General features: G+C 40.0%; 20 protein-coding genes and 5 pseudogenes. 18 read left to right on the top strand and 7 right to left on the bottom strand.

All coding sequences use genetic code 11. The features are described from left to right. Positions 1 to 677: 677 nt before the first annotated feature. A complete protein-coding gene (locus JEU79_RS12790; protein ID WP_198264418.1) occupies positions 678 to 2,384 on the top strand; it encodes a proline--tRNA ligase in 1,707 nt (568 codons plus the stop codon). A 16-nt stretch (positions 2,385 to 2,400) separates the two neighbouring features. Then, positions 2,401 to 2,988, top strand: a complete 588-nt coding sequence (locus JEU79_RS12785) for a lytic transglycosylase domain-containing protein (RefSeq protein ID WP_198264417.1) — start codon at positions 2,401 to 2,403, stop codon at positions 2,986 to 2,988. Positions 2,989 to 3,052: 64 nt separating this feature from the next. On the opposite strand, the gene JEU79_RS12780 is transcribed toward JEU79_RS12785, so the two are convergent. Beyond that, positions 3,053 to 5,224: a YgiQ family radical SAM protein gene (locus tag JEU79_RS12780; protein WP_198264416.1), complete on the bottom strand. Its 2,172-nt coding sequence runs from the start codon at positions 5,222 to 5,224 to the stop codon at positions 3,053 to 3,055. A gap of 336 nt (positions 5,225 to 5,560) precedes the next feature. On the opposite strand from JEU79_RS12780, the gene JEU79_RS27485 reads away from it, so the two are divergent. Both JEU79_RS27485 and JEU79_RS12770 read left to right on the top strand, forming a co-directional pair. Continuing rightward, positions 5,561 to 6,691, top strand: a complete 1,131-nt coding sequence (locus JEU79_RS27485; RefSeq protein ID WP_198264415.1) for a methyl-accepting chemotaxis protein — start codon at positions 5,561 to 5,563, stop codon at positions 6,689 to 6,691. 106 nt (positions 6,692 to 6,797) lie between these two features. Continuing rightward, positions 6,798 to 8,576, top strand: coding sequence for an alkaline phosphatase family protein (locus JEU79_RS12770; protein ID WP_198264414.1), 1,779 nt, complete (start codon positions 6,798 to 6,800; stop codon positions 8,574 to 8,576). On the opposite strand, the gene JEU79_RS12765 is transcribed toward JEU79_RS12770, so the two are convergent. The 4 genes and pseudogenes from JEU79_RS12765 to JEU79_RS12755 form a co-directional block, all read right to left on the bottom strand. After that, positions 8,529 to 9,299 (bottom strand): LysR substrate-binding domain-containing protein, encoded by a 771-nt coding sequence (locus JEU79_RS12765; RefSeq protein WP_198264413.1) that lies wholly within the window; start codon positions 9,297 to 9,299, stop codon positions 8,529 to 8,531. The two genes, JEU79_RS12770 and JEU79_RS12765, sit on opposite strands and share 48 nt — an antisense overlap. A gap of 25 nt (positions 9,300 to 9,324) precedes the next feature. Continuing rightward, the gene (locus JEU79_RS12760; protein WP_198262524.1) at positions 9,325 to 10,290 is read right to left on the bottom strand and encodes an IS66 family transposase; all 966 of its coding nucleotides are present in this window, start codon (positions 10,288 to 10,290) and stop codon (positions 9,325 to 9,327) included. Beyond that, on the bottom strand, positions 10,284 to 10,868 hold the full coding sequence (locus JEU79_RS26490) for a hypothetical protein (RefSeq protein WP_246539956.1): 585 nt from the start codon (positions 10,866 to 10,868) through the stop codon (positions 10,284 to 10,286). Before JEU79_RS26490 ends, JEU79_RS12760 begins: the two co-directional genes overlap by 7 nt. Positions 10,869 to 11,204: 336 nt before the next feature. Then, positions 11,205 to 11,386 (bottom strand): annotated as a pseudogene (locus JEU79_RS12755) (helix-turn-helix domain-containing protein); the annotation flags it as partial. Between the two features lie 121 nt (positions 11,387 to 11,507). Here JEU79_RS12755 and JEU79_RS12750 point away from each other — a divergent pair. The 14 genes and pseudogenes from JEU79_RS12750 to JEU79_RS12680 all read left to right on the top strand — a co-directional run. Continuing rightward, positions 11,508 to 12,295 (top strand): annotated as a pseudogene (locus tag JEU79_RS12750) (ribulose-bisphosphate carboxylase large subunit); the annotation flags it as partial. 1 nt (position 12,296) lies between these two features. Next, positions 12,297 to 12,494 (top strand): hypothetical protein, encoded by a 198-nt coding sequence (locus JEU79_RS12745; protein WP_198264412.1) that lies wholly within the window; start codon positions 12,297 to 12,299, stop codon positions 12,492 to 12,494. Continuing rightward, on the top strand, positions 12,472 to 12,705 hold the full coding sequence (locus JEU79_RS12740; protein ID WP_198262780.1) for a hypothetical protein: 234 nt from the start codon (positions 12,472 to 12,474) through the stop codon (positions 12,703 to 12,705). Before JEU79_RS12745 ends, JEU79_RS12740 begins: the two co-directional genes overlap by 23 nt. After that, entirely contained in the window at positions 12,630 to 12,809 is a 180-nt protein-coding gene (locus tag JEU79_RS28610; protein ID WP_198265995.1) for an IS3 family transposase, read from the top strand. The genes JEU79_RS12740 and JEU79_RS28610 overlap by 76 nt, the downstream gene beginning before the upstream one ends. A 161-nt stretch (positions 12,810 to 12,970) precedes the next feature. Further along, entirely contained in the window at positions 12,971 to 13,114 is a 144-nt protein-coding gene (locus tag JEU79_RS12730; RefSeq protein ID WP_198264411.1) for a hypothetical protein, read from the top strand. 6 nt (positions 13,115 to 13,120) lie between these two features. Further along, on the top strand, positions 13,121 to 13,492 hold the full coding sequence (locus tag JEU79_RS12725; protein ID WP_198264410.1) for a hypothetical protein: 372 nt from the start codon (positions 13,121 to 13,123) through the stop codon (positions 13,490 to 13,492). 41 nt (positions 13,493 to 13,533) lie between these two features. Next, complete coding sequence (locus JEU79_RS12720) at positions 13,534 to 13,902, top strand: 3-hydroxyacyl-CoA dehydrogenase NAD-binding domain-containing protein (RefSeq protein ID WP_198264409.1); 369 nt, start codon at positions 13,534 to 13,536, stop codon at positions 13,900 to 13,902. Between the two features lie 41 nt (positions 13,903 to 13,943). Further along, positions 13,944 to 14,128: pseudogene (locus tag JEU79_RS28605) on the top strand (3-hydroxyacyl-CoA dehydrogenase NAD-binding domain-containing protein); the annotation flags it as partial. A gap of 36 nt (positions 14,129 to 14,164) precedes the next feature. Next, positions 14,165 to 14,833, top strand: coding sequence for a 3-hydroxyacyl-CoA dehydrogenase family protein (locus tag JEU79_RS12710; protein WP_281401065.1), 669 nt, complete (start codon positions 14,165 to 14,167; stop codon positions 14,831 to 14,833). Between the two features lie 4 nt (positions 14,834 to 14,837). Beyond that, positions 14,838 to 15,542: an IS3 family transposase gene (locus JEU79_RS12705; RefSeq protein WP_198265992.1), complete on the top strand. Its 705-nt coding sequence runs from the start codon at positions 14,838 to 14,840 to the stop codon at positions 15,540 to 15,542. 276 nt (positions 15,543 to 15,818) lie between these two features. Continuing rightward, entirely contained in the window at positions 15,819 to 16,292 is a 474-nt protein-coding gene (locus tag JEU79_RS12700; RefSeq protein WP_198264408.1) for a 3-hydroxyacyl-CoA dehydrogenase family protein, read from the top strand. 138 nt (positions 16,293 to 16,430) lie between these two features. Next, positions 16,431 to 17,753, top strand: a complete 1,323-nt coding sequence (locus tag JEU79_RS12695) for an AMP-dependent synthetase/ligase (protein ID WP_198264407.1) — start codon at positions 16,431 to 16,433, stop codon at positions 17,751 to 17,753. Between the two features lie 17 nt (positions 17,754 to 17,770). After that, on the top strand, positions 17,771 to 18,097 hold the full coding sequence (locus JEU79_RS27475) for an AMP-binding protein (protein ID WP_198264406.1): 327 nt from the start codon (positions 17,771 to 17,773) through the stop codon (positions 18,095 to 18,097). 535 nt (positions 18,098 to 18,632) lie between these two features. After that, positions 18,633 to 19,563 (top strand): annotated as a pseudogene (locus tag JEU79_RS12680) (IS1595 family transposase). A gap of 503 nt (positions 19,564 to 20,066) precedes the next feature. Here JEU79_RS12680 and JEU79_RS12675 read toward each other — a convergent pair. Together JEU79_RS12675 and JEU79_RS12670 are read right to left on the bottom strand one after the other, a co-directional pair. Continuing rightward, a pseudogene (locus JEU79_RS12675) lies at positions 20,067 to 20,760 on the bottom strand (IS3 family transposase); the annotation flags it as partial. Between the two features lie 16 nt (positions 20,761 to 20,776). Further along, the gene (locus tag JEU79_RS12670; protein ID WP_198265991.1) at positions 20,777 to 21,142 is read right to left on the bottom strand and encodes a group II truncated hemoglobin; all 366 of its coding nucleotides are present in this window, start codon (positions 21,140 to 21,142) and stop codon (positions 20,777 to 20,779) included. Positions 21,143 to 21,165 lie beyond the last annotated feature (23 nt).

Raw genomic sequence — 21,165 nt, 5'->3', positions numbered from 1 at the left:
TTAGCTCACAAATAAATTTTCGCATCGTAATCACGGAAGTATCAGGGGTATATTCTATACGTATCGAGCTAATGTCGCGACTTTTTTTTCATTTAGGGCAATCTAGCTCTGAAATTAGGCTAAACCACGCAATAGAACTACTAAACTTATTATTTTTTTAGGGTTATTACAAGATACTTTTTATTATTTTGTTATTATTTTCTTTAACTAGAGCCCGCTGCTACATCCATATAAGTTAAATTTTTATTATTTATACTAGGAAATGACTTTTTATCACAAAAATGAATAATATAGCCTGATTAAAATCAACACTATACAACATTTATTAAAAATAATCATTACCTAATATAAGAATGTTCTAACTTTTATAAGCGAAAAATTAATAATAATCTAGCTGTTTTTATGGGCATATAATAATCACTTCTTTCCTTGGACTCTATTAGGACTTACCCTAGGGGGAGTCATAAACCTAAAAAAATCATTATTATGTTTATTTACTGGATTTTTTAATAACGTAATGATAATTTTTCGTTATACCTCTACCTAACTACGGATGAGCTACTCGAACATTCTAATCAATAACAAGCTTTCCCCTATTTTCATCAGGCGGCTTAGGGTAAAATGAGCCACTTATAAAATTTTGTTAACATCACCTTTATCGTAAAGAAGATTAATCCATGCGTACTTCACAATATCTACTACCTACTCTTAAAGAATCACCTGCTGATGCCACCATCATCAGCCATCAACTGATGCTACGTTCCGGTATGATCCGTAAACTGGCATCAGGTCTCTATTCCTGGTTACCACTTGGACTCAGAGTTTTACGTAAGGCAGAAGCAATTGTACGTGAAGAAATGAATAATTCTGGCGGTCAGGAACTCTTAATGCCTGCCGTACAACCTGCTGAACTATGGCAGGAATCCGGTCGTTGGCAAAAATACGGCCCCGAACTATTACGTGTCACTGACCGTCATAATCGTCAATTCTGTATTGGCCCAACCCATGAGGAAGTGATCACCGATCTGGTACGCTATGAATTAAAAAGCTATAAACAATTACCCGCTATCTTCTATCAAGTACAAACCAAGTTTCGTGATGAGATTCGTCCCCGCTTCGGCATCATGCGCTCTCGTGAATTTATTATGAAAGATGCCTATTCTTTTCATGCGTCACAAGACTGCCTGCAAAAAACCTATGAAACGATGTACGACTGTTACACCCGTATCTTTAGTCGAATGGGGCTGGAGTTTCGTGCTGTACATGCTGACACAGGTTCAATTGGCGGCAATGCCTCCCATGAGTTTCATGTCCTCGCTGATTCCGGCGAAGATGCTATCGCGTTTAGTAGTGAGAGTAACTTTGCAGCCAATGTCGAACTCGCTGAAGCCATTTGTGACACCGAACGCGCTGCCCCCCATAATGAAAAAAACACCATTGATACACCCAATCAACATAGTATTGAAGAAGTCAGCCAGTTTTTAAATGTACCACCAGCCCAAGTGCTTAAAACCTTATTAGTCAAAGCCAGTGAAGAAGTGGAAGCTGATGTCATTGCCCTAGTACTACGCGGTGATCACGAACTCAATGAAATCAAAGCAGAAAAATTAATGGCTATTGCCAATCCTTTAACCTTCGCTAACGATGATGAAATAAAAGCCGCCGTCAATTGTCAGGCGGGTTCTATCGGCCCTATCGGTCTGAACATTCCAGTCTTTGTTGATCGCAGTGCTGCCGCTTGCAGTGATTTTGTCTGTGGTGCTAATATTGATGGCCAGCATTGCACGGGTGTCAACTGGGAACGCGATGTTGAGCTTGGCACTATAGTCGATATTCGTAATGTCCTGGATGGTGATCCCAGCCCTGACGGCAAAGGCATTTTAAGCATTAAGCGCGGTATTGAAGTCGGTCATATTTTCCAATTAGGCAAAACCTATTCCAAAGCCATGGATGCCAGTGTCTTGGATATGAATGGTAAGGCCGAAATCATGAGCATGGGCTGTTATGGTATTGGTGTATCCCGTGTGGTTGCTTCTGCCATTGAACAGAATCACGATGATAATGGCATTATCTGGCCAGCGGCTCTAGCACCGTTTAAAGTCGGTATTGTACCCATGAACATGCATAAGAGTGAACGTGTCCGTGAAACGGCTGACAAATTATATGCTGACCTCCAAGCCGCTGGCATCGAAGTCTTATTTGATGATCGCAAAGAGCGTCCTGGGGTCATGTTTGCCAATATGGAATTAATTGGTATCCCCTACCGAATCGTTATTGGTGAGCGCAGTCTTGACAAGGGTGTCTTCGAATTTAAAGGCCGTACCGATAGTGAAGCCAGTGAAATTGCTGTTGAAGATATCATCAAGCATGTACAGGCGCTTTAAACACCCCAACACACCAATGGCGTATGCATATTATTTATTGTGCATACTGCTATTGGCCTTATTCCTCAGTGCTTTGAACACAGCACAGGCCTTAGACTATCGCACTCAGATCGATGAGAAACTAAAAAACTTACTGATCGAAGCCGTTGCAGACACCTCCAGTTTTACCGATCGTTTTGATGCAGAAGTCTGGCTATTGGATATGTCTACTCGCATGGCCAAACAAGTGCCGAATCCCGAAGAACGTCTGGAAATATTAAGATATGTGCATCAGGAAGCGAGCCGAGTTGACTTGCAACCTGAACTGGTTCTATCGGTCATTCAAGTGGAAAGTAACTTTGATCAATATGCCCTTTCCTGGGTAGGCGCTAGAGGCTTAATGCAAATCATGCCCTTCTGGCTTCGAGAAATTGGCCACCCCAATGATAATTTATTTGATATTCAAACCAACCTTAGGTTTGGTTGTACTATTTTGAGTTATTATTTAAAAATTGAAAAAGGGGATTTGTTTCGTGCTTTGGGACGCTATAATGGCAGTTTGGGAAAGGCTCGGTATCCGAATAAGGTGCTTAAGGCGATGAGCTCTAAATGGTATGAGCAGTAGGATGCTGCTGAGGAACGAAGCGCATCACAAAGAGTACAAACTGAACAATACTATTAATTATCAACTAAACCGAAGCGCGTTTATTCTTTGGCTTTTTCCTATGAATAAAATTCGTTTTAGCCCCACGCGAAAATGAGTTTTTACGTTTTTCCTCAGCCGGTACGAGCTGCGTATCACCATCACCTATCAGGTCATGTCGTCCCATCTCTCGTAAAGTTTCCCGGATTTGAGGCCAGTTTTTAGGATCATGGTAACGCAATAAGGACTTATGCAAACGCCTTACTTTTTCACCCTTTGCTGTCAGTACTTTTTCTGATTTATAACTGAGTTTTTTCAGCGGATTACGTTCACTATGGTACATCGTCGTGGCTGTAGCCATTGGTGATGGATAAAAATTTTGCACCTGATCCAAGCGAAAATCATTTTCTTTAAGCCATAATGCCAGATTGATCATTTCGTCTATTGTCGTGCCAGGGTGTGCAGCAATAAAATACGGGATCAAATATTGTTCCTTGCCCGCTTCCTTAGAAAACTGCTCAAACATTTGTTTGAATTCATAATAAGAGTCTATTTTCGGCTTCATCATTTTGCTTAGCGTACCTTCTTCGGTATGCTCAGGGGCAATTTTTAAATAGCCACCCACATGATGCGTAACTAACTCTTTGACGTATTCAGGTGAGCGTACGGCTAAATCATAACGTAAGCCAGAAGCAACAAACACTTTTTTAATACCGGGTAATTGTCGAGCCCGTTGGTATAAATGCGTCAAAGGCCCGTGATCTGTATTCATGTGGGAACAGATCTTGGGGAAAACACAGGATAAACGCCGACAAGCAGCCTCAACCTTTCTATCATCACAGGCCAGTCGCCACATATTAGCGGTCGGACCACCCAGATCAGAAATATAGCCCTTAAACTCCGGCACATTATCCCGTATTTCTTCAATCTCACGAATAATTGAATCTTCTGAGCGATTCTGAATAATCCGGCCTTCATGCTCAGTAATAGAACAAAAAGTACAGCCACCAAAGCAACCACGCATAATATTAATTGAAAAGCGGATCATCTCATAAGCAGGCATTTTTTTGCCTTCATAATCCGAATGCGGGGTACGTTTATAAGGTAATTCAAAGAGTTGATCCAATTCTTCTGTGGTCAAAGGAAAAGGCGGTGGATTTAACCACACATCACGATCACCATGACGCTGTACTAAGGCTCGGGCATTACCTGGATTGGTTTCAAGGTGTAGCACCCGGGAGGCATGAGCATAAAGCACTTGATCGGCAATTACTTTTTCATAGGACGGCAAACGGATCACCGAGCGTTCACGGTTTAACGTTTTCGCAATACTTTTTATAGGAACAGCAATTTCACCCGCCTCATTAACTTGCTGAGCCATATCATTAGAGTCTTTAGATGCCTTGGCATCCGAGCAACTATTTTGATCGATCATTTTATATGGACTCACCACCGCATCTACCTTGCCCGGGCGATCAACACGACTGGAATCAATTTCCATCCAGTTTTTTTGCTGGTGTTTCACCATATAAGCTGTGCCACGAATATTATCCAGCTTGGCGATGTCTTCACTGCGAGATAAACGATGGGCTATTTCTGTAATTTGTCGCTCACCATTACCAAAAACTAATAAATCAGCCTTTGAATCCACCAATATCGAGCGTTTCACTTTATCCGACCAATAATCATAATGCGCAATGCGTCTGAGACTGGCTTCTATTCCGCCAATGACAACCGGCACATCAGACCAGGCTTCTTTACAACGTTGAGTATAAACAGAAACAGCATGGTCAGGACGTTTACCCCCCTCATCATCCGGTGTATAGGCATCGTCATGGCGTAATTTACGATCTGCCGTATAACGATTGATCATGGAATCCATATTGCCTGCAGTGACACCATAAAATAAATTCGGCTTGCCCAGTATCTTATAGGGTTCACAACTTTGCCAATCCGGTTGATCAATGATGCCAACCCGAAAGCCTTGTGATTCCAGTAAACGACCAATTAAAGCCATACCAAAACTCGGATGGTCAACATAGGCATCACCCGTCACTAAAACAACATCACAGGAATCCCAGCCCAAAGCCTCCATTTCTTCACGTGTGTGGGGTAAAAAATCAGAAATGCCATAGCATTCTGCCCAATATTTGTCATAGGCGAAAATATTATGCAAATTAGAACTTTTATGCGAACGGGATTTTTTTGCAGTAGACATGTGAAAAGACTCAATGCATCCAGTCGATGCGTTTAGCTGGGAGATTAGCCATTATAACCTATTATTTCCTTTAAAAGCCACAAAACCAAGCGTTTTACTATGGTATTAATTACAACACCCCATATATTGATAATTATAATAACAATATATCTGTACTTTAAATTTTATTCGGCTATTATTTGCTTAAGTTAAGCGTATTTATCATACAAAAAGCAATATTTTTAAAGTAATAACTTTAAATGCCGATAAATACTATGTAGTCCGAATACTACAGGCTATAATACTGAAAAATTAAAGATTAACCGTATAAAGTTAATGTAACTTAGTGGAATTTATATGTTTACTTCATCTAAAAATAAAAAATTATTATTACAAACTCAGGAAGAACTCTCTGAGCTAAAAAACAAACATCAACAATTAGAAGACGAGTTAAATACGGTCAAGCAAGAAAATGCAGCCCTGCAACAACAACATACAAATGGACAACAACAGCAGGTTTTATCACAGGGAATTTATGAAAACTTTCAACGTTTTGGAAGTTCTTTAAGTGCCTTTCAAAGCTCGCTCAATACCATGGCTGTCACTCTAAAAGAAGAAAAAAGTGTCGCCATAAAAGCAGCTGAGGTATCCGTTACCACCCGTGACAACATTAACGATATAGCCAGTAGCTTACACAAAATGTCTGGCGACACACAAAAGAACTCTGAAGCTGTCAATGGACTGAATAAACATGCTGATAACATTGGTGGTTTTGTAAAAGTCATTCGCGATATCTCTGAACAAACCAACTTATTAGCCCTCAATGCTGCCATTGAAGCAGCTCGTGCGGGTGAGCAAGGACGTGGTTTCGCCGTCGTTGCTGATGAAGTACGCTCCCTAGCAGAAAGAGCCAGCATTGCGACTGATGAAATTGCTTCCTTGGTTAATGTCATTCAATCAGATACTGAAATTGCGCAAAAACAAATGGAAAGCGTGACCAACGATTCTGAAAATTTTGGCCAGATAGGTGATCAAGCTGCCAATAATATGCATAGCTTATTAGATTTATCATTACAAATGGAAGGCACTATTTCCGCCTCAGCCTTAAGAAGCTTTGTCGAACTAGCAAAACTGGATCACCTAGTTTATAAGTTTGAAATTTATAAAGTCTTTATGGGTAGAAGCGAAAAAACAGCCAGTGATTTTTCCGATCACACCTTATGCCGATTAGGTAAATGGTATTATGAAGGTGATGGCAAGCAATGTTTTTCTAAACTGCCCGGTTATTCAGACATTGAACAGCCCCATCTTGTTGTCCATAAAGCCGGTATTGAGGCAATTAATAATTTTATGGACAATGATATTGTTGCAGGCTTAAATTCACTGGAAGAAATGGAAAATGCCAGCCTCAAAGTATTAAGTTTTCTAGAAAAAATGGCTCAAAGCGGGGAAACCGATAAATCCTTGCTTTGTGCCCATGAGTCTTAGTGATTATCTAAAAAGATAAATTATTGAACTAAAACAACAAGAATTTATTTGCCGGCCATGTTATATTTTTGACCTTATAGGGATCACTAAGGTCAAAACAAAGCTGATGGATAGTTCAAAAAACATTATAGTATTAAACAAGCAAAACATTGCTCATCAATTTTTATTAAATGTCCTTAGCATATTCTGCTTTATTTCACTTATCAGTTTAACTACAACCGTATTCGCTAACCCCCCCTCAAAAAAGCCTAAACTGATTTTACAAATCACCGTTGATCAACTACGTGGCGATTTACCTGATAAATACATGAAAAATATGGGACAGGGTGGATTTCGCTATCTAAAAAACAATGGCCTTTGGTATAACAATGCTCACTATGGCCATAGCAATACAGAAACCGTTGTAGGTCATACCTCTTTAGCGACTGGGGCTGATCCTGCAGAGCATGGCATGGTTTCAAACGTCTGGTTTGATCGACAAACAGGCAAGTTGGCTTATAACATTGAAGACTCACGCTATCATATCCTGTCAAAAAATGCCGATATTGATAAAAGCACTGAAGTAGATGCCTCGCAAGCCTTGGCTTCCACTGACGGACGTTCACCCGCCAATATCATGGTGACAACATTCAGTGACGAACTGTCATTAAGCAGCAATGGTAAGGCTAAGATATTTGCTGTTTCTGTTAAAGATCGAGGGGCAGTTACGCTGGCGGGTCATCATGGTAAAGCCTTCTGGTTTTCCAAAAGTGCCGGTGAATTTATTACTAGCTCCTATTATTACCTACAATATCCAGAATGGGTCATTAGCTGGAATCAGCAACAAAAACCGCATGCCTATAGCGGCAAAAGCTGGGAGCTAGTCAACAAACAATCTCCTCAACTTTATGTTAATAAGGATAACCAAGCCGGGGAAGTCGATCTCGCTGGCTTTGGGCGCACGTTTCCTCATGCTTATGGCAAGTCAGATCATAAAAACTTTAATAATTATCTAACCTTTAGCCCGGCTGGTGATGAATTAACCCTGGACTTTGCCAAAACTATTATTGCAGAGGAACAATTAGGCCAGGATGACATTACCGATTTTCTTGCTATTAGTTTTTCTTCCACTGATTATATAGGCCATATTTTCGGCCCATCCAGCCGCGAGGCAGAAGATAATATGTTACATTTGGATCGCACTTTGAAAGATTTATTTGCCTACGTAGACAAGCATATCGGTTTAGAAAATACACTCATTGTGCTATCCGCTGATCATGGTGGACCTGAAACACCAGCACACTGGAATAGTTATGGTATCGAATCAAACTATGTATCCCCTAACACATGGGATAAAGCACCTGCCATTGCCGCCCTAAAAAAACGTTTTGGCATTGGCCAAAAGTTGATTAAATCATTTTTCCCTCCCTATCTATATCTTGATCACGCAGTCATCAAGCAAAAAGGGCTTAATTTAAGTGAAGTCGAAACCGCCATTGCCAATGAATTAATGGGCATTAAAGGTGTTGCCTTAGCTATTTCCAGCAACGCCTTAAGCACTAACGAATTACCTGACACGTTTCTACATCGTGCAGCCTTGCGCAATTATCACAAAAAACGTTCCGGTGATATTTTAATCATTTTTCAGCCTCAATACTTTATTAATGATTTCGATAATGAACACGTGGCAGCTAATCATGGCGGTCCATGGAACTATGACACCTTTGTTCCGGTTATTTTTGCCGGTGGGAAAATAACCGCACAGCGAATCAATAGAAAAATACAGCCCATTGATATCGCACCCACCTTAGCCAAGATAATGAAAACCAATTCACCTTCTGGCGCTAGTGGCATCCCCTTAAAAGAAGTCATACTTCTGCAACATATCTTTTCCCTGTTGCAATAAAAAATCTAAGAATGTACGTGAGACTAACGATAATTTTTTATCCTTAAGATGTACCGCATACCAACGATAATAGAGAGGAAAACCAACGACATCAATAATTGCAATATGCTTTCCTGCCAATTCTAAACGCAAATTATGTCTTGATAAAACAGAAATGCCCAAGCCTGCCATGACGGCCTGTTTGATGGCTTCACTACTGCCTAATTCCATATAAGGATTGACTTTAAGCCGCTGTTCTTCAAACAGGCGTTCAATCGCTAAGCGCGTACCCGAACCTGATTCACGGACTAAAAACCGTTCTTTACTCAAGTCTTCTAAGCTCACGGATGAACGCTGTGCTAAAGGATGATTAGGATCAGCCACTATTACTAATTCATTGTCAACAAAGGGATGCGCTTCAACACTGATCTCTTCTGGTACTTGCCCCATAATTAAAATGTCATCTTCATTGGCCTTTAAGCGTTCTAAAACCCGTGAGCGATTAGTCACTTTCAATATAGGCTGCACTTCTGGATGCAAATTAATGAAAGCACCGAGTAAATGCGGCATAAAATACTTAGCCGTAGTAATCACCGCTAGGCGCAATGGCCCTTTAACCACACCATCTAAATCTGCTGTTGACTCACCCAATGCCACCATACTACTGAGTATATTCTTCGATGTGGCATAGACTTCATCGCCTACAGTCGTGGTATGCAGGCTATTACCCACCTTCTCAAGCACGTAACTTCTCAATAAGTCTGTGCATTTAAACAGCACAAACTTTACCTTTCAGCAACTCAGGCAGATATGGGATCAAATTTCTCTTGCTGATCCGGTCATTAATAAAATCCCAGAATGAAATTCCTTGTTTCAAACAAGTTTTCTTTAAACTGACAAAGGTATCTCTGCAAAGTTGCCCATCCTTTGAGCGTGTACTACCACTAATTTTACGCTTAATAACATATTCTCGAATATCATTTTCACTCAAATTATTATGAAGAGGAATATCAGGCCGTTCCAATACCAGCAGTAATTCTGTTTTATTTCTTGCCAATCGTTTCAGTGCCTGATTCAACGTTTCAAAGCTTGTTTTAGTCCGGCACAATTCATCAAAATGTTCAGCAATCGCTGACTTCAACGGATCATCTGGCTCAAGTTTATATTGTTTGAGATCATAAAATAGTTCCCAAATCTGAGTATGTACCCAGTTCAGTTCTTTATCATGTCGCTCATTGAGTGGTAGTATCCGCTGAAACACTCTGTCTGCATGTATCCAACATAATGCGTGCAACAAAATATCAAATTGTCCTGCATCATCACTCACAATCACCAAATCACTTGGAAAGCCACTGTTAATTAATGCCCCCAGTAAAGCGCCTTCTGTGGCAATGCGAACATGCCGTTGTGTTATGATACTATTGTTCTGCAGATAGTATTTCCAGGCTTCTTCATTATCAAAGCAAGTCTGATGACTTTGTTCAATAACGCTCAATGGCTTGTGAGGTAATTTTTCTGCTCTCATATAATCAAGTGCTGCATCGTTGAGCGTATAATCAACAGCAGCACCTCGTAACAATTGTAGAAAATTAATCCGGCTCTTATATCGAGTACTTGAAAACCAGGCAAAGGTTTCATTGCCAACGTGAGTACAATAACCATTCTTTCCATCATGACGACTACCCGTATCATCAACATGGATATAAGTACTATTGTTGATACCGGCAGTTAGCAATGTATTTTTTCAGTATGAAAATGGTCTTTGTCATGGATTAAAATCTCATTGATCTGACCCGTTGAAATATCAAAACCTAATTCTGTTAATTGTTGTATTATCAATGGCTGAGTCACTCTCTGGTGATAATATTGATAAACGATATAACTCTGTAATGTATGGCCAAAATGTCCTATATGTGTATCAAAGCTCAATTTTCCTATACAGGTATCACCATCGGGTGTTTTATAGCGAGCCAATCGATAACGAGTATTGAAAGGCTTAATCAGCAGCTCCTGAACAAAATAATCCTGATACCCTAAAAAACGTGAATGTTCTGGCAGGTTATCTGGTTTGATAACGGTGGTTTTATGAATAGCCAATTTCTTCTTTCGTTTACGACTTTTACTAGTCCCATTTCCTGAGTTGTTTTTCTTGCTTCCTGAATGACCTGTCGGATTATCATTGTCATCATCCTTTGGCAATTTACTGGCTCTTATTTTAGGCTTTGGAGGTAGCTTTTTAAGCTTAGCAACTTCTGTTTTAAGGGCATCGATTTCAACCTGTTGGTTTTGAATGATTTCCTGTTGTTGCTCCATGAAAGCAAGGGAGTAATCGGACTACCGGTGTCTTTTCTTCTTCAGGTATCTCTGGAATTGGAGGTAATTTTTTCACTATAATCAATACAGGTTGTTTTCAATAAAACAATTGTATCATGGCTTTTTAAGGCTCTTTAGTTTGCCCTGTGTTGATCAAACTCCCTCTCAGTTAAGATAACATTCAAAAATATTCTATTTCGATCTGAGACAGATCGACAGGATCATTTATAGGGATAAATTACATGGGGCAGTGAAAATGCAATTTTTGTCCTCTAAAATGCTGTCAAGACTTTTTTGTTTTTATTTCAAGTTTTGCACAGACTTATTGAGAAGTTACTCAAGCAATGGATAACCTACTGTTTCACTGAGCTTTTTACCTGCATTGATACCGTAGGCTGGGTGAGGTGTAATTCTTCTGCTGCCCGGGTATAGCCACCGAGTCGAACCACGGCTTCAAAAATTTGCATCTGACGCAAACTGATATGACGAATCAGGTTTTTGGCTACTGAGTAGACCATAGATAATCCTCTATGTTTAAGATAGAAACTATTGATTATGTTTTATACATCGATTTAAGCATAATGTCTACACGCGATGAATATCGCTATTAAAACATTTAATGAATTACTGGAGAACGCAATGGCTAAGACCTATGATGCGGGTGTAAAAGACTACCGCGAAACATATTGGATGCCGGATTATACCCCGAAAGAAACAGACATTCTGGCTTGTTTTAAAGTCACACCACAAGATGGTGTACCTCGTGAAGAAGTAGCAGCAGCAGTTGCCGCAGAATCTTCAACCGGTACCTGGACCACAGTATGGACCGATTTGCTAACTGACCTTGATTACTACAAAGGTCGTGCATACGCAATCGAAGATGTACCTGGCGATGATACTTGCTTCTACGCATTCATTGCTTACCCAATTGACCTTTTGAAGAAGGTTCAGTGGTTAATGTCATGACTTCTCTGGTGGGTAACGTATTCGGACTTAAAGCATTACGTGCTTTACGTTTAGAAGATATTCGTTTCCCTATTGCCTATGTAATGACTTGTAATGGTCCACCACAGGGTATTCAATTAGAGCGTGATATTCTAAACAAATATGGTCGTCCTATGTTGGGTTGTACCATTAAGCCTAAGCTTGGCTTATCTGCCAAAAACTACGGCCGTGCTTGTTATGAAGGTTTACGTGGTGGTCTGGATTTCACCAAAGATGACGAAAACGTTAACTCACAGCCATTCATGCGTTGGAGAGCTCGTTTTGACTTCGTTATGGAAGCCATTCATAAAGCAGAAGCAGAAACTGGCGAGCGTAAGGGTCACTACCTGAACGTAACCGCTGCAACTTCTGATGAAATGATGAAACGTGCTGAATATGCGAAAGAAATCGGTGCACCTATCATTATGCACGATTACATCACTAATGTGTACTCTACATACCTGGATCAGTAAATATTCCAAACCGGTGAAGACGGTAGCCAATAGAAGTGATGAACACATTTATGATGAAGTAAAACGTCTGAAAAAAGAATTGGCAAAAGTGATTCAGGAGCGTGATTTATTAAAAAGGCCACAGCGTACTTTGCAAGGGAAACTTTGTGAAGTACGCATGGATAACTGATCAGGCTAAAGATTACCCGGTAACGATTCTGTGCCGTTTTATGGATGTTTCCCGTAGTTGCTATTATGATTGGGTTAGCTCTCCTAAAACGGATAGAGAGAAAGAAAATGAAGCGCTTACTGAGCAGCTAAAAAACTGTTTGAAGACAGTCGCAAGACTTATGGAACCCGTCGTCTTAAAAGAAAACTGGCTGAAAAAGGCGTTCATATAAGCCGCCGGAGAATTGGTCGATTAATGAAAAAAGCCGGTTTGTTTTGTAAAACGAAGAGACGCTTTAAAGCGACGACTAATTCCAAGCATAATAAGCACCGTTGACGGCCATCGGCTCCTCAGCCTGTGCCGTGAAGATATTGTAACAGGATCATTACCGTTGTTGACACATCAAAATGACAAAAACTAAAATGATAGGAAATCACTTGAAACAGCCAAAAAATATTTAGAAAAAATCACTGTGGAAAAGTGTTGACACATCACACATGAATTTACCAGAATTTGATGCAGATAATAAGAAACATAAAGAGTTATCAGCATTAAGTGAAGTAGCACATAATGAAGATAACAAAATCAAAAGACAAGCATTGTTAAAAACTATTTCTAAACTTGGAAATTCATTACTTTGAGCAAATATGGGTGTTTTTATACAAAAATATCAACACCTTTGTTTATCGGCTTGCTTTGGTGGCACGGTACGAAGTAGCCAATTGCTGGGGGTATTTAAAGCCATGAAATTAATGCTTTCCGGTCGTGCATTATCAATTTATCATGCAAAAAAAATGGGTTTAATTGATGATGTCATTTCCAATAAGATTCCTCAGCAACATTTTAATCAACTGTTAAAAAGTGGCTTGAAGATGCTAACTTTACTAAACAGCATAAACGCCCCTATTACCATCAACTATTCAATAGCAATCTCATTAGACCGCTTATCGCTTTTATACTCAAAAGAGAGGTCAGTAAGCGCGTCAATCAGTCACACTATCCCTCACCCTTTGCACTGATTAAATTATGGCAATTATATGCCCATGATAGTGCTTTGATGATGGAAAAAGAAGCTGAATCTGTTGCTCATCTTATTACCAGTGAAACCGCACAAAATTTGATACGTATTTTCAACTTACAAAATCAATTAAAATCATTGACTCATACTCACGACAAACTTAAAGCCAAAGCACTCAAACATATACATGTCATTGGTGGTGGCGTGATGGGTGGTGATATTGCCATTGAAAGTGTTTATAAAGGCTTTTATGTGACCGTACACGATCAAAACAATGAGGTATTGGCACAACTCATACACCGTGCCAATCAATTTTTCAGTAAAAAACTCAAGCAGAAGCATCTGATACAAGCGGCGATGGATCGCTTAATACCTGACCTTAAAAATCATGGTTTAAAAAAGCAGATTTAGTCATTGAAGCGATCATAGAAGATGTATCAGCCAAACAAAGTGTGTTTAAATATTGTGAACAAATGGCAAAAGACGATTGTATTTTTGCCACTAATACATCAAGTATTCCCTTAGATGATATCTCTATTGCGCTTAAACAACCCTCACGCTTAATTGGCATTCATTTTTTAATCCCGTCTCACGTATGCCATTAATCGAAGTTGTCAGTTCCGCCATCAGTTCAGACGATGCGAAAAACACCGCCTTATTATTTGCCGGTAAAATGGCTAAGTTACCACTGCCCGTAACAAGTACCCCCGGTTTTCTGGTTAATCGAGTACTCACCCCTTACTTACTCGAAGCAATGGAGTTATTTGCTGAAGGTGTTCCCGCCAGCTTTATCGATAATGCCGCCAAAGAATTTGGTATGCCTATGGGGCCTATCGAATTGGCTGACAAAGTGGGTTTAGATATTTGTTTATCCGTTGCTAACAATCTATCTGAGTCACAAAATATTGTCGTACCTGAGACATTAGTCAAATGGGTTGAACAAGGACGCTTAGGGATAAAAACGCAACAAGGTTTTTATACTTACAAAAATGGCCATGCCATCAAACATCAGCAACGCTATCATGGCCTATCTTCTAAGCAAGTCAGTGATCGGCTTATGTTTCGCCTCTTCAATGAAGCGGTTGCCTGTCTGGAAGAAAAAGTCGTTGCCAATGAAGACTATCTGGATGCAGGTATTATCTTTGGTACAGGCTTTGCCCCCTTCCTGGGTGGACCAATGCATTATATAAAACATCAGGGCATTAAAGAAATGGATCATGTGCTTATTGATCTAAGTAAAGATTTTGGCTCACGTTTTAAACCTGGTAATGTGGCTATGATTGGGTTAGCTCTCCTAAAACGGATAGAGAGAAAGAAAATGAAGCGCTTACTGAGCAGCTAAAAAACTGTTTGAAGACAGTCGCAAGACTTATGGAACCCGTCGTCTTAAAAAAAAACTGGCTGAAAAAGGCGTTCATATAAGCCGCCGGAGAATTGGTCGATTAATGAAAAAAGCCGGTTTGTTTTGTAAAACGAAGAGACGCTTTAAAGCGACGACTAATTCCAAGCATAATAAGCGTATATCTCCAAATTTACTGGAAAGAGAGTTTACTGTCTCTCAACCTGATCGCTACTATGTGGGTGATATTACCTATATTGCCACCAAGGAAGGCTGGTTATATTTAGCGGTTGTCATTGACTTATTCTCTAGGCAAATTGTTGGCTGGTCGATGGATGAGCGAATGAAAGCCAAGCTAGTCAATGATGCTTTACTGATGGCCATATGGAAGCGTAAACCAATGGATGGATTGCTTTGGCATACTGACCGAGGTAGCCAATATGCCTCTGATAGTCATAGAAAAATATTGTCGGATCATAACATAATTCAGTCTATGAGCCGCAAAGGAAATTGCTGGGACAATGCTGTATCAGAGAGCTTCTTTCATAGTTTGAAAACTGAATTGACGCACCATTGTCGATTCAAAACCAGAGTAGAAGCAAAGCAGGCAACATTTGAATATATTGAGGTATTTTATAATCGGGAGCGACTTCATTCGGCTAATGATTATTTGTCACCAGTCGATTATGAAATACAGCAGGAAATAGCTTAAATCGATTGATTGAAGAGGGGTAAAAGGCGACATAAATGCCGCCCATTACCGTTGACGGCCATCGGCTCCTCAGCCTGTGCCGTGAAGATATTGTAACAGGATCATTACCGTTGTGAAAATACCTTGGGTGAATGGAACGGCTCTATCGTTCCAGAGGGCAAAGCCCTTTCTCTTCATCTGTTTAAAGTTAACATGAGAAACTAAAATGATAGGAAATACAAAATGACAAAAATCACTTGAAACAGCCAAAAAATATTTAGAAAACTGTCCGGAAAAGTGTTGACACATCAACTCACCCCTTACTTACTCGAAGCAATGGAGTTATTTGCTGAAGGTGTTCCCGCCAGCTTTATCGATAATGCCGCCAAAGAATTTGGTATGCCTATGGGGCCTATCGAATTGGCTGACAAAGTGGGTTTAGATATTTGTTTATCCGTTGCTAACAATCTATCTGAGTCACAAAATATTGTCGTACCTGAGACATTAGTCAAATGGGTTGAACAAGGACGCTTAGGGATAAAAACGCAACAAGGTTTTTATACTTACAAAAATGGCCATGCCATCAAACATCAGCAACGCTATCATGGCCTATCTTCTAAGCAAGTCAGTGATCGGCTTATGTTTCGCCTCTTCAATGAAGCGGTTGCCTGTCTGGAAGAAAAAGTCGTTGCCAATGAAGACTATCTGGATGCAGGTATTATCTTTGGTACAGGCTTTGCCCCCCCCTGGGTGGACCAATGCATTATATAAAACATCAGGGCATTAAAGAAATGGATCATGTGCTTATTGATCTAAGTAAAGATTTTGGCTCACGTTTTAAACCTGGCATTGGTTGGAATACATTAACATCATAGGAACAATTAAATAGTACTTAACGAGGTACTTATCATGAAAACAAAAACAATGACAAATAAAAAGACTCATGCTATTGACCCAAAAGTGGCAGAAACGCTATCAGGCTTATTTTTTAGGCGTGTTGCAGCGACACCACATAAAATAGCTTATCATTATTATTCTCAAGACCTAGATGACTGGCAAAGCTTGAGCTGGCTTGAATCCTATTTTGAAGTACTAAAATGGCAGGCTATCTTTAAACAAAATGGCCTGCAAGCAGATGATAGTATTGCCATCATGGCTAAAAATAGTCCCAATTGGGTTTTCTCTGAACAAGCAGCGCTTAGCTTGGGTATTATTGTTGTCCCTCTCTATCCCAATGATCGGGCAGAAAATATCGCTTATATCATCAATGATGCTCAAATAAGGGCATTAATTATTGATGGTCATAAACAAATTTTAACCTTGGAATCAATTCATCAAGAAATTAACAAACTGAATATGCTGGTCACTATTGAACATCATTCAGCGCAAGATAAATCTGAGCAAAAGACAAATATAAATTGCCCAACTATCAATTTTTTTGAGGAAAGCAAAGCCTATTCCAATACTGAGGATTTAAAACACTGGCAAGCCACACCGCTTATGAATAATCATATCAGTGATCCTGACAGTTTAGCCACCATTGTTTATACTTCTGGTACTACAGGCAAGCCTAAGGGGGTTATGCTTACCCATCGAAATATTCTGTTTGACACTTGGGCAGCCATCACTGCTGTACCCTGTCGTAGTGATGATCTTTTCTTATCTTTTCTACCCTTGTCGCACATGTTTGAACGTACCGCAGGTTACTATATTCCTATGATGTCTGGGGCTGAAGTCGCCTATGCACGCTCAGTAGATGCACTACCCGTTGATTTACAAACCATTAAACCCAAGGTGCTAGTCACTGTGCCACGTATTTTTGAGCGTATTCATGCCAAAATCACTCAGCAGTTGGCCACCGAACCCGCTATTTTAAACTATTTATTTATGCTCACCATCGACATAGGCTGGCAGCGATTTCTCTTTCAACAACATCGCCGAGCTTGGTTTCCAGGTCTATTACTTTGGCCGCTATTGAATAAAATTGTGGCACAAAAAGTCATGGCAAAATTGGGTGGTCATTTACGTCTTGCCATCAGTGGTGGTGCGGCATTATCTAATGAAATTGCCCAATTTTTTATTGGTCTGGGTCTTAACATCACTCAGGGCTATGGCATGACTGAAGCTGGACCGGTCATTAGCACCAATTTACTGGATGATAATGATCCTTTCAGCGTTGGCCAAATCTTACCCGGCATCAAGACAAAATTTACTGATAAAGGGAACTCTTAATTAAGGCCAGCAATGTCATGCCCGGCTACTGGAACAATGATCAGGCAACTCAAAAAATCATTAGCTCTGATGGCTGGCTTCATACGGGTGACAAAGCTGAAATTAGAAACAATCATCTTTATATTACCGGTCGAGTCAAAGAAATTCTGGTTTTAAGCAATGGTGAAAAAGTGCCCCCTGCTGAATTAGAAATGGCCATTTGCAGCGATCCCATTTTTGAACAAGCCATCGTGATTGGTGAGGCCAAGCCCTATCTCAGTGCCATTGTGGTATTAAATGAAACACTACCTTTAAGTGGTGGTATTGAGATCGTAGGGTGGGCACGCTTTTTGTGCCCACGCTGAAAGTATGCATAATAAGCACTTGAATCCGCGTGGGCAGATAAAGCCATGCCCACCCTACGGGGTTTGTATATAACAAATCCTATTTACGGGTGGGCACTAACCAGAACTCAGATTAAGTAATAATACGGAGTTTATTCATAGCAATTTTTTGCTATGCTTAAAACTAGCAACTCAAACAGGAGTGAACTATGTGTAGCACCCCCCGCTCATCAACAAAAGTACGCAGCCACCGAAAGCTCAACACAAGTCAAGGCGGATTCACGTCCTATTCTCATATGATGCGTCAAGCATCCCAGCAATTTGAACAAAGACAAGCAGAACGAGCACGACGTCATCAAAAACTGCTAGAAGCAGAAAAATAACTTAGTCCATGGCTGAGCTGTATTGCCCATATTGCTTAATAAGCACTCGGGCTGAATCACCATAACGTTTCTTGATTACCCACAAAGCTCCGCCATATTTCGATAATTATACTATAATTATACTATAATTAAAGTATAGATTATGTGTGGAGTAGAATGATGTCAAAAATAAAATTCAGTTTCAAGAAGGTTATAGTTTATTTGAGCTTTTTAATGATTATGGCACTGACAAACAGTGCCGACAAGCCTTATTTAAATGGAAATTTCCTGATGGATTTGTTTGCCCAGAGTGTGGCAATAAGACTTTGCACTCTAGAACATCGCCATCTTTATCAGTGCCACCATTGTCATCATCAGACATCAGCAACCTGTGGGACAATATTTGATAGTACCAAACTGCCTTTATCTAAGTGGTTTTTAGCGATTCATCTTATGACTCAATTGAAGACAGCGGTTTCAGCATTAGAATTAAAGAGACAGCTTAAGGTAAGCTACAATACAGCCTGGAGTATGAAACAAAAGATCATGCAGGTTATGAAAGAACGTGATGACAGTAAACCTTTATCAGGCATCATTCAAATTGATGATGCCTACTGGGGTGGTGAGCACAGAGGCGGCTCCAGAGGTCGTGGTTCAGAAAATAAAACACCGTTCGTTGCAGCCGTTTCTACTAATGAAGATGGACACCCGATTGCAATGAATTTAAATGTGCTTAAAGGGTTTAAATCCAGTGAAATAAAACGATGGGCACAAACTCATTTAACACCTGGAAGTACTGTTTACTCAGATGGGTTAAATTGTTTTCCTGCGGTTAAAGAAGCTGACTGTAAGCATGTTCCAATCGTCACGGGTGGTGGTGCGGCAAGTGTTGATAAAATTGAGTTTATCTGGGTTAACACTATGATAGGTAATATTAAAAACTCTATGAAGGGAAGCTATCATTCCATTAACTCAAAACATTTACCTCGGTATCTTGCTGAATTTTGTTATCGGTTTAATAGACGCTTTAACTTAAAAGACATGATGCCAAGGTTTTTATGCGTGGCGATGAAAACGCCACCTATGAATGGAAAGCTCCTAAAAATGGCGGAGCTTTATGGGTAATCAAGTAACGTTTTATCCATTGTTTCAGCACTGCTGCTTGCATTTTAGAGCCACATTTCAAATGCTGTTCCAATCGTTCTAGCCCTGCATCATCAATACGATTATCACGTGAAACACCGGGTTCAGGTTTTTACTGTGCATATTTATACCTTATTGAGCGCAGGTCATTTTAATTCTTTCCGCTGGCACACGGAGTTGCTCATCAAATACACTGATGTGTCAACACTTTTCCGGACAGTTTTCTAAATATTTTTTTGGCTGTTTCAAGTGATTTTTGTCATTTTGTATTTCCTATCATTTTAGTTTCTCATGTTAACTTTAAACAGATGAAGAGAAAGGGCTTTGCCCTCTGGAACGATAGAGCCGTTCCATTCACCCAAGGTATTTTCACAACGGTAATGATCCTGTTACAATATCTTCACGGCACAGGCTGAGGAGCCGATGGCCGTCAACGGTAATGGGCGGCATTTATGTCGCCTTTTACCCCTCTTCAATCAATCGATTTAAGCTATTTCCTGCTGTATTTCATAATCGACTGGTGACAAATAATCATTAGCCGAATGAAGTCGCTCCCGATTATAAAATACCTCAATATATTCAAATATTGCCTGCTTTGCTTCTACTCTGGTTTTGAATCGACAATGGTGCGTCAATTCAGTTTTCAAACTATGAAAGAAGCTCTCTGATACAGCATTGTCCCAGCAATTTCCTTTGCGGCTCATAGACTGAATTATGTTATGATCCGACAATATTTTTCTATGACTATCAGAGGCATATTGGCTACCTCGGTCAGTATGCCAAAGCAATCCATCCATTGGTTTACGCTTCCATATGGCCATCAGTAAAGCATCATTGACTAGCTTGGCTTTCATTCGCTCATCCATCGACCAGCCAACAATTTGCCTAGAGAATAAGTCAATGACAACCGCTAAATATAACCAGCCTTCCTTGGTGGCAATATAGGTAATATCACCCACATAGTAGCGATCAGGTTGAGAGACAGTAAACTCTCTTTCCAGTAAATTTGGAGATATACGCTTATTATGCTTGGAATTAGTCGTCGCTTTAAAGCGTCTCTTCGTTTTACAAAACAAACCGGCTTTTTTCATTAATCGACCAATTCTCCGGCGGCTTATATGAACGCCTTTTTCAGCCAGTTTTCTTTTTAAGACGACGGGTTCCATAAGTCTTGCGACTGTCTTCATCATCACTTCTACACCGTCTTCACTTTAAAGGCTACTTCATAAGCTTGCTTATCAATTGCTTTTTGCATACACAATAACCAGGCCTCACTTTCCTCAACACCGATAGGAAAATGTCTATGGACCTGTGGAATATTGATACTGCCATAATGTTCGTTATATAAATTAGGCCCACCTAGCCAGCCTGAGAGAAAATAGGTCAGTTTTTTTCTGGATTCAGCCAAATCCTGCGGATGCATATTACGAATTTTTTGTGACTCAGAAAAACTGTCCATATTGTGATAAAAATCATCCACTAAATTCGTAATACCGGCTAATTCCCCTGCTGCTTGATAAGAATTATCACCTATACCGTATTCATAATCTTTAGCACTCATCAAATCGTCTCGTTTGTTAACTA

It is taken from the genome of sulfur-oxidizing endosymbiont of Gigantopelta aegis (genome assembly GCF_016097415.1).
Classification (GTDB): Bacteria; Pseudomonadota; Gammaproteobacteria; order GRL18; family GRL18; genus GRL18.
Note: the sequence above shows the minus strand (reverse complement) of the source record. Positions and strands in the feature narration are given on the sequence as shown.

Coding starts and splice junctions, on each gene's coding strand:
- JEU79_RS12790 (WP_198264418.1), top strand. CDS start 678: ATGCGTACTTCACAATATCTACTACCTACTCTTAAAGAATCACCTGCT.
- JEU79_RS12785 (WP_198264417.1), top strand. CDS start 2,401: ATGGCGTATGCATATTATTTATTGTGCATACTGCTATTGGCCTTATTC.
- JEU79_RS12780 (WP_198264416.1), bottom strand. CDS start 5,224: ATGTCTACTGCAAAAAAATCCCGTTCGCATAAAAGTTCTAATTTGCAT.
- JEU79_RS27485 (WP_198264415.1), top strand. CDS start 5,561: ATGTTTACTTCATCTAAAAATAAAAAATTATTATTACAAACTCAGGAA.
- JEU79_RS12770 (WP_198264414.1), top strand. CDS start 6,798: ATGGATAGTTCAAAAAACATTATAGTATTAAACAAGCAAAACATTGCT.
- JEU79_RS26490 (WP_246539956.1), bottom strand. CDS start 10,868: ATGGAGCAACAACAGGAAATCATTCAAAACCAACAGGTTGAAATCGAT.
- JEU79_RS12745 (WP_198264412.1), top strand. CDS start 12,297: ATGTGTACTCTACATACCTGGATCAGTAAATATTCCAAACCGGTGAAG.
- JEU79_RS12730 (WP_198264411.1), top strand. CDS start 12,971: ATGAATTTACCAGAATTTGATGCAGATAATAAGAAACATAAAGAGTTA.
- JEU79_RS12725 (WP_198264410.1), top strand. CDS start 13,121: ATGGGTGTTTTTATACAAAAATATCAACACCTTTGTTTATCGGCTTGC.
- JEU79_RS12720 (WP_198264409.1), top strand. CDS start 13,534: ATGGAAAAAGAAGCTGAATCTGTTGCTCATCTTATTACCAGTGAAACC.
- JEU79_RS12710 (WP_281401065.1), top strand. CDS start 14,165: ATGGCTAAGTTACCACTGCCCGTAACAAGTACCCCCGGTTTTCTGGTT.
- JEU79_RS12695 (WP_198264407.1), top strand. CDS start 16,431: ATGAAAACAAAAACAATGACAAATAAAAAGACTCATGCTATTGACCCA.
- JEU79_RS27475 (WP_198264406.1), top strand. CDS start 17,771: ATGCCCGGCTACTGGAACAATGATCAGGCAACTCAAAAAATCATTAGC.
- JEU79_RS12670 (WP_198265991.1), bottom strand. CDS start 21,142: ATGAGTGCTAAAGATTATGAATACGGTATAGGTGATAATTCTTATCAA.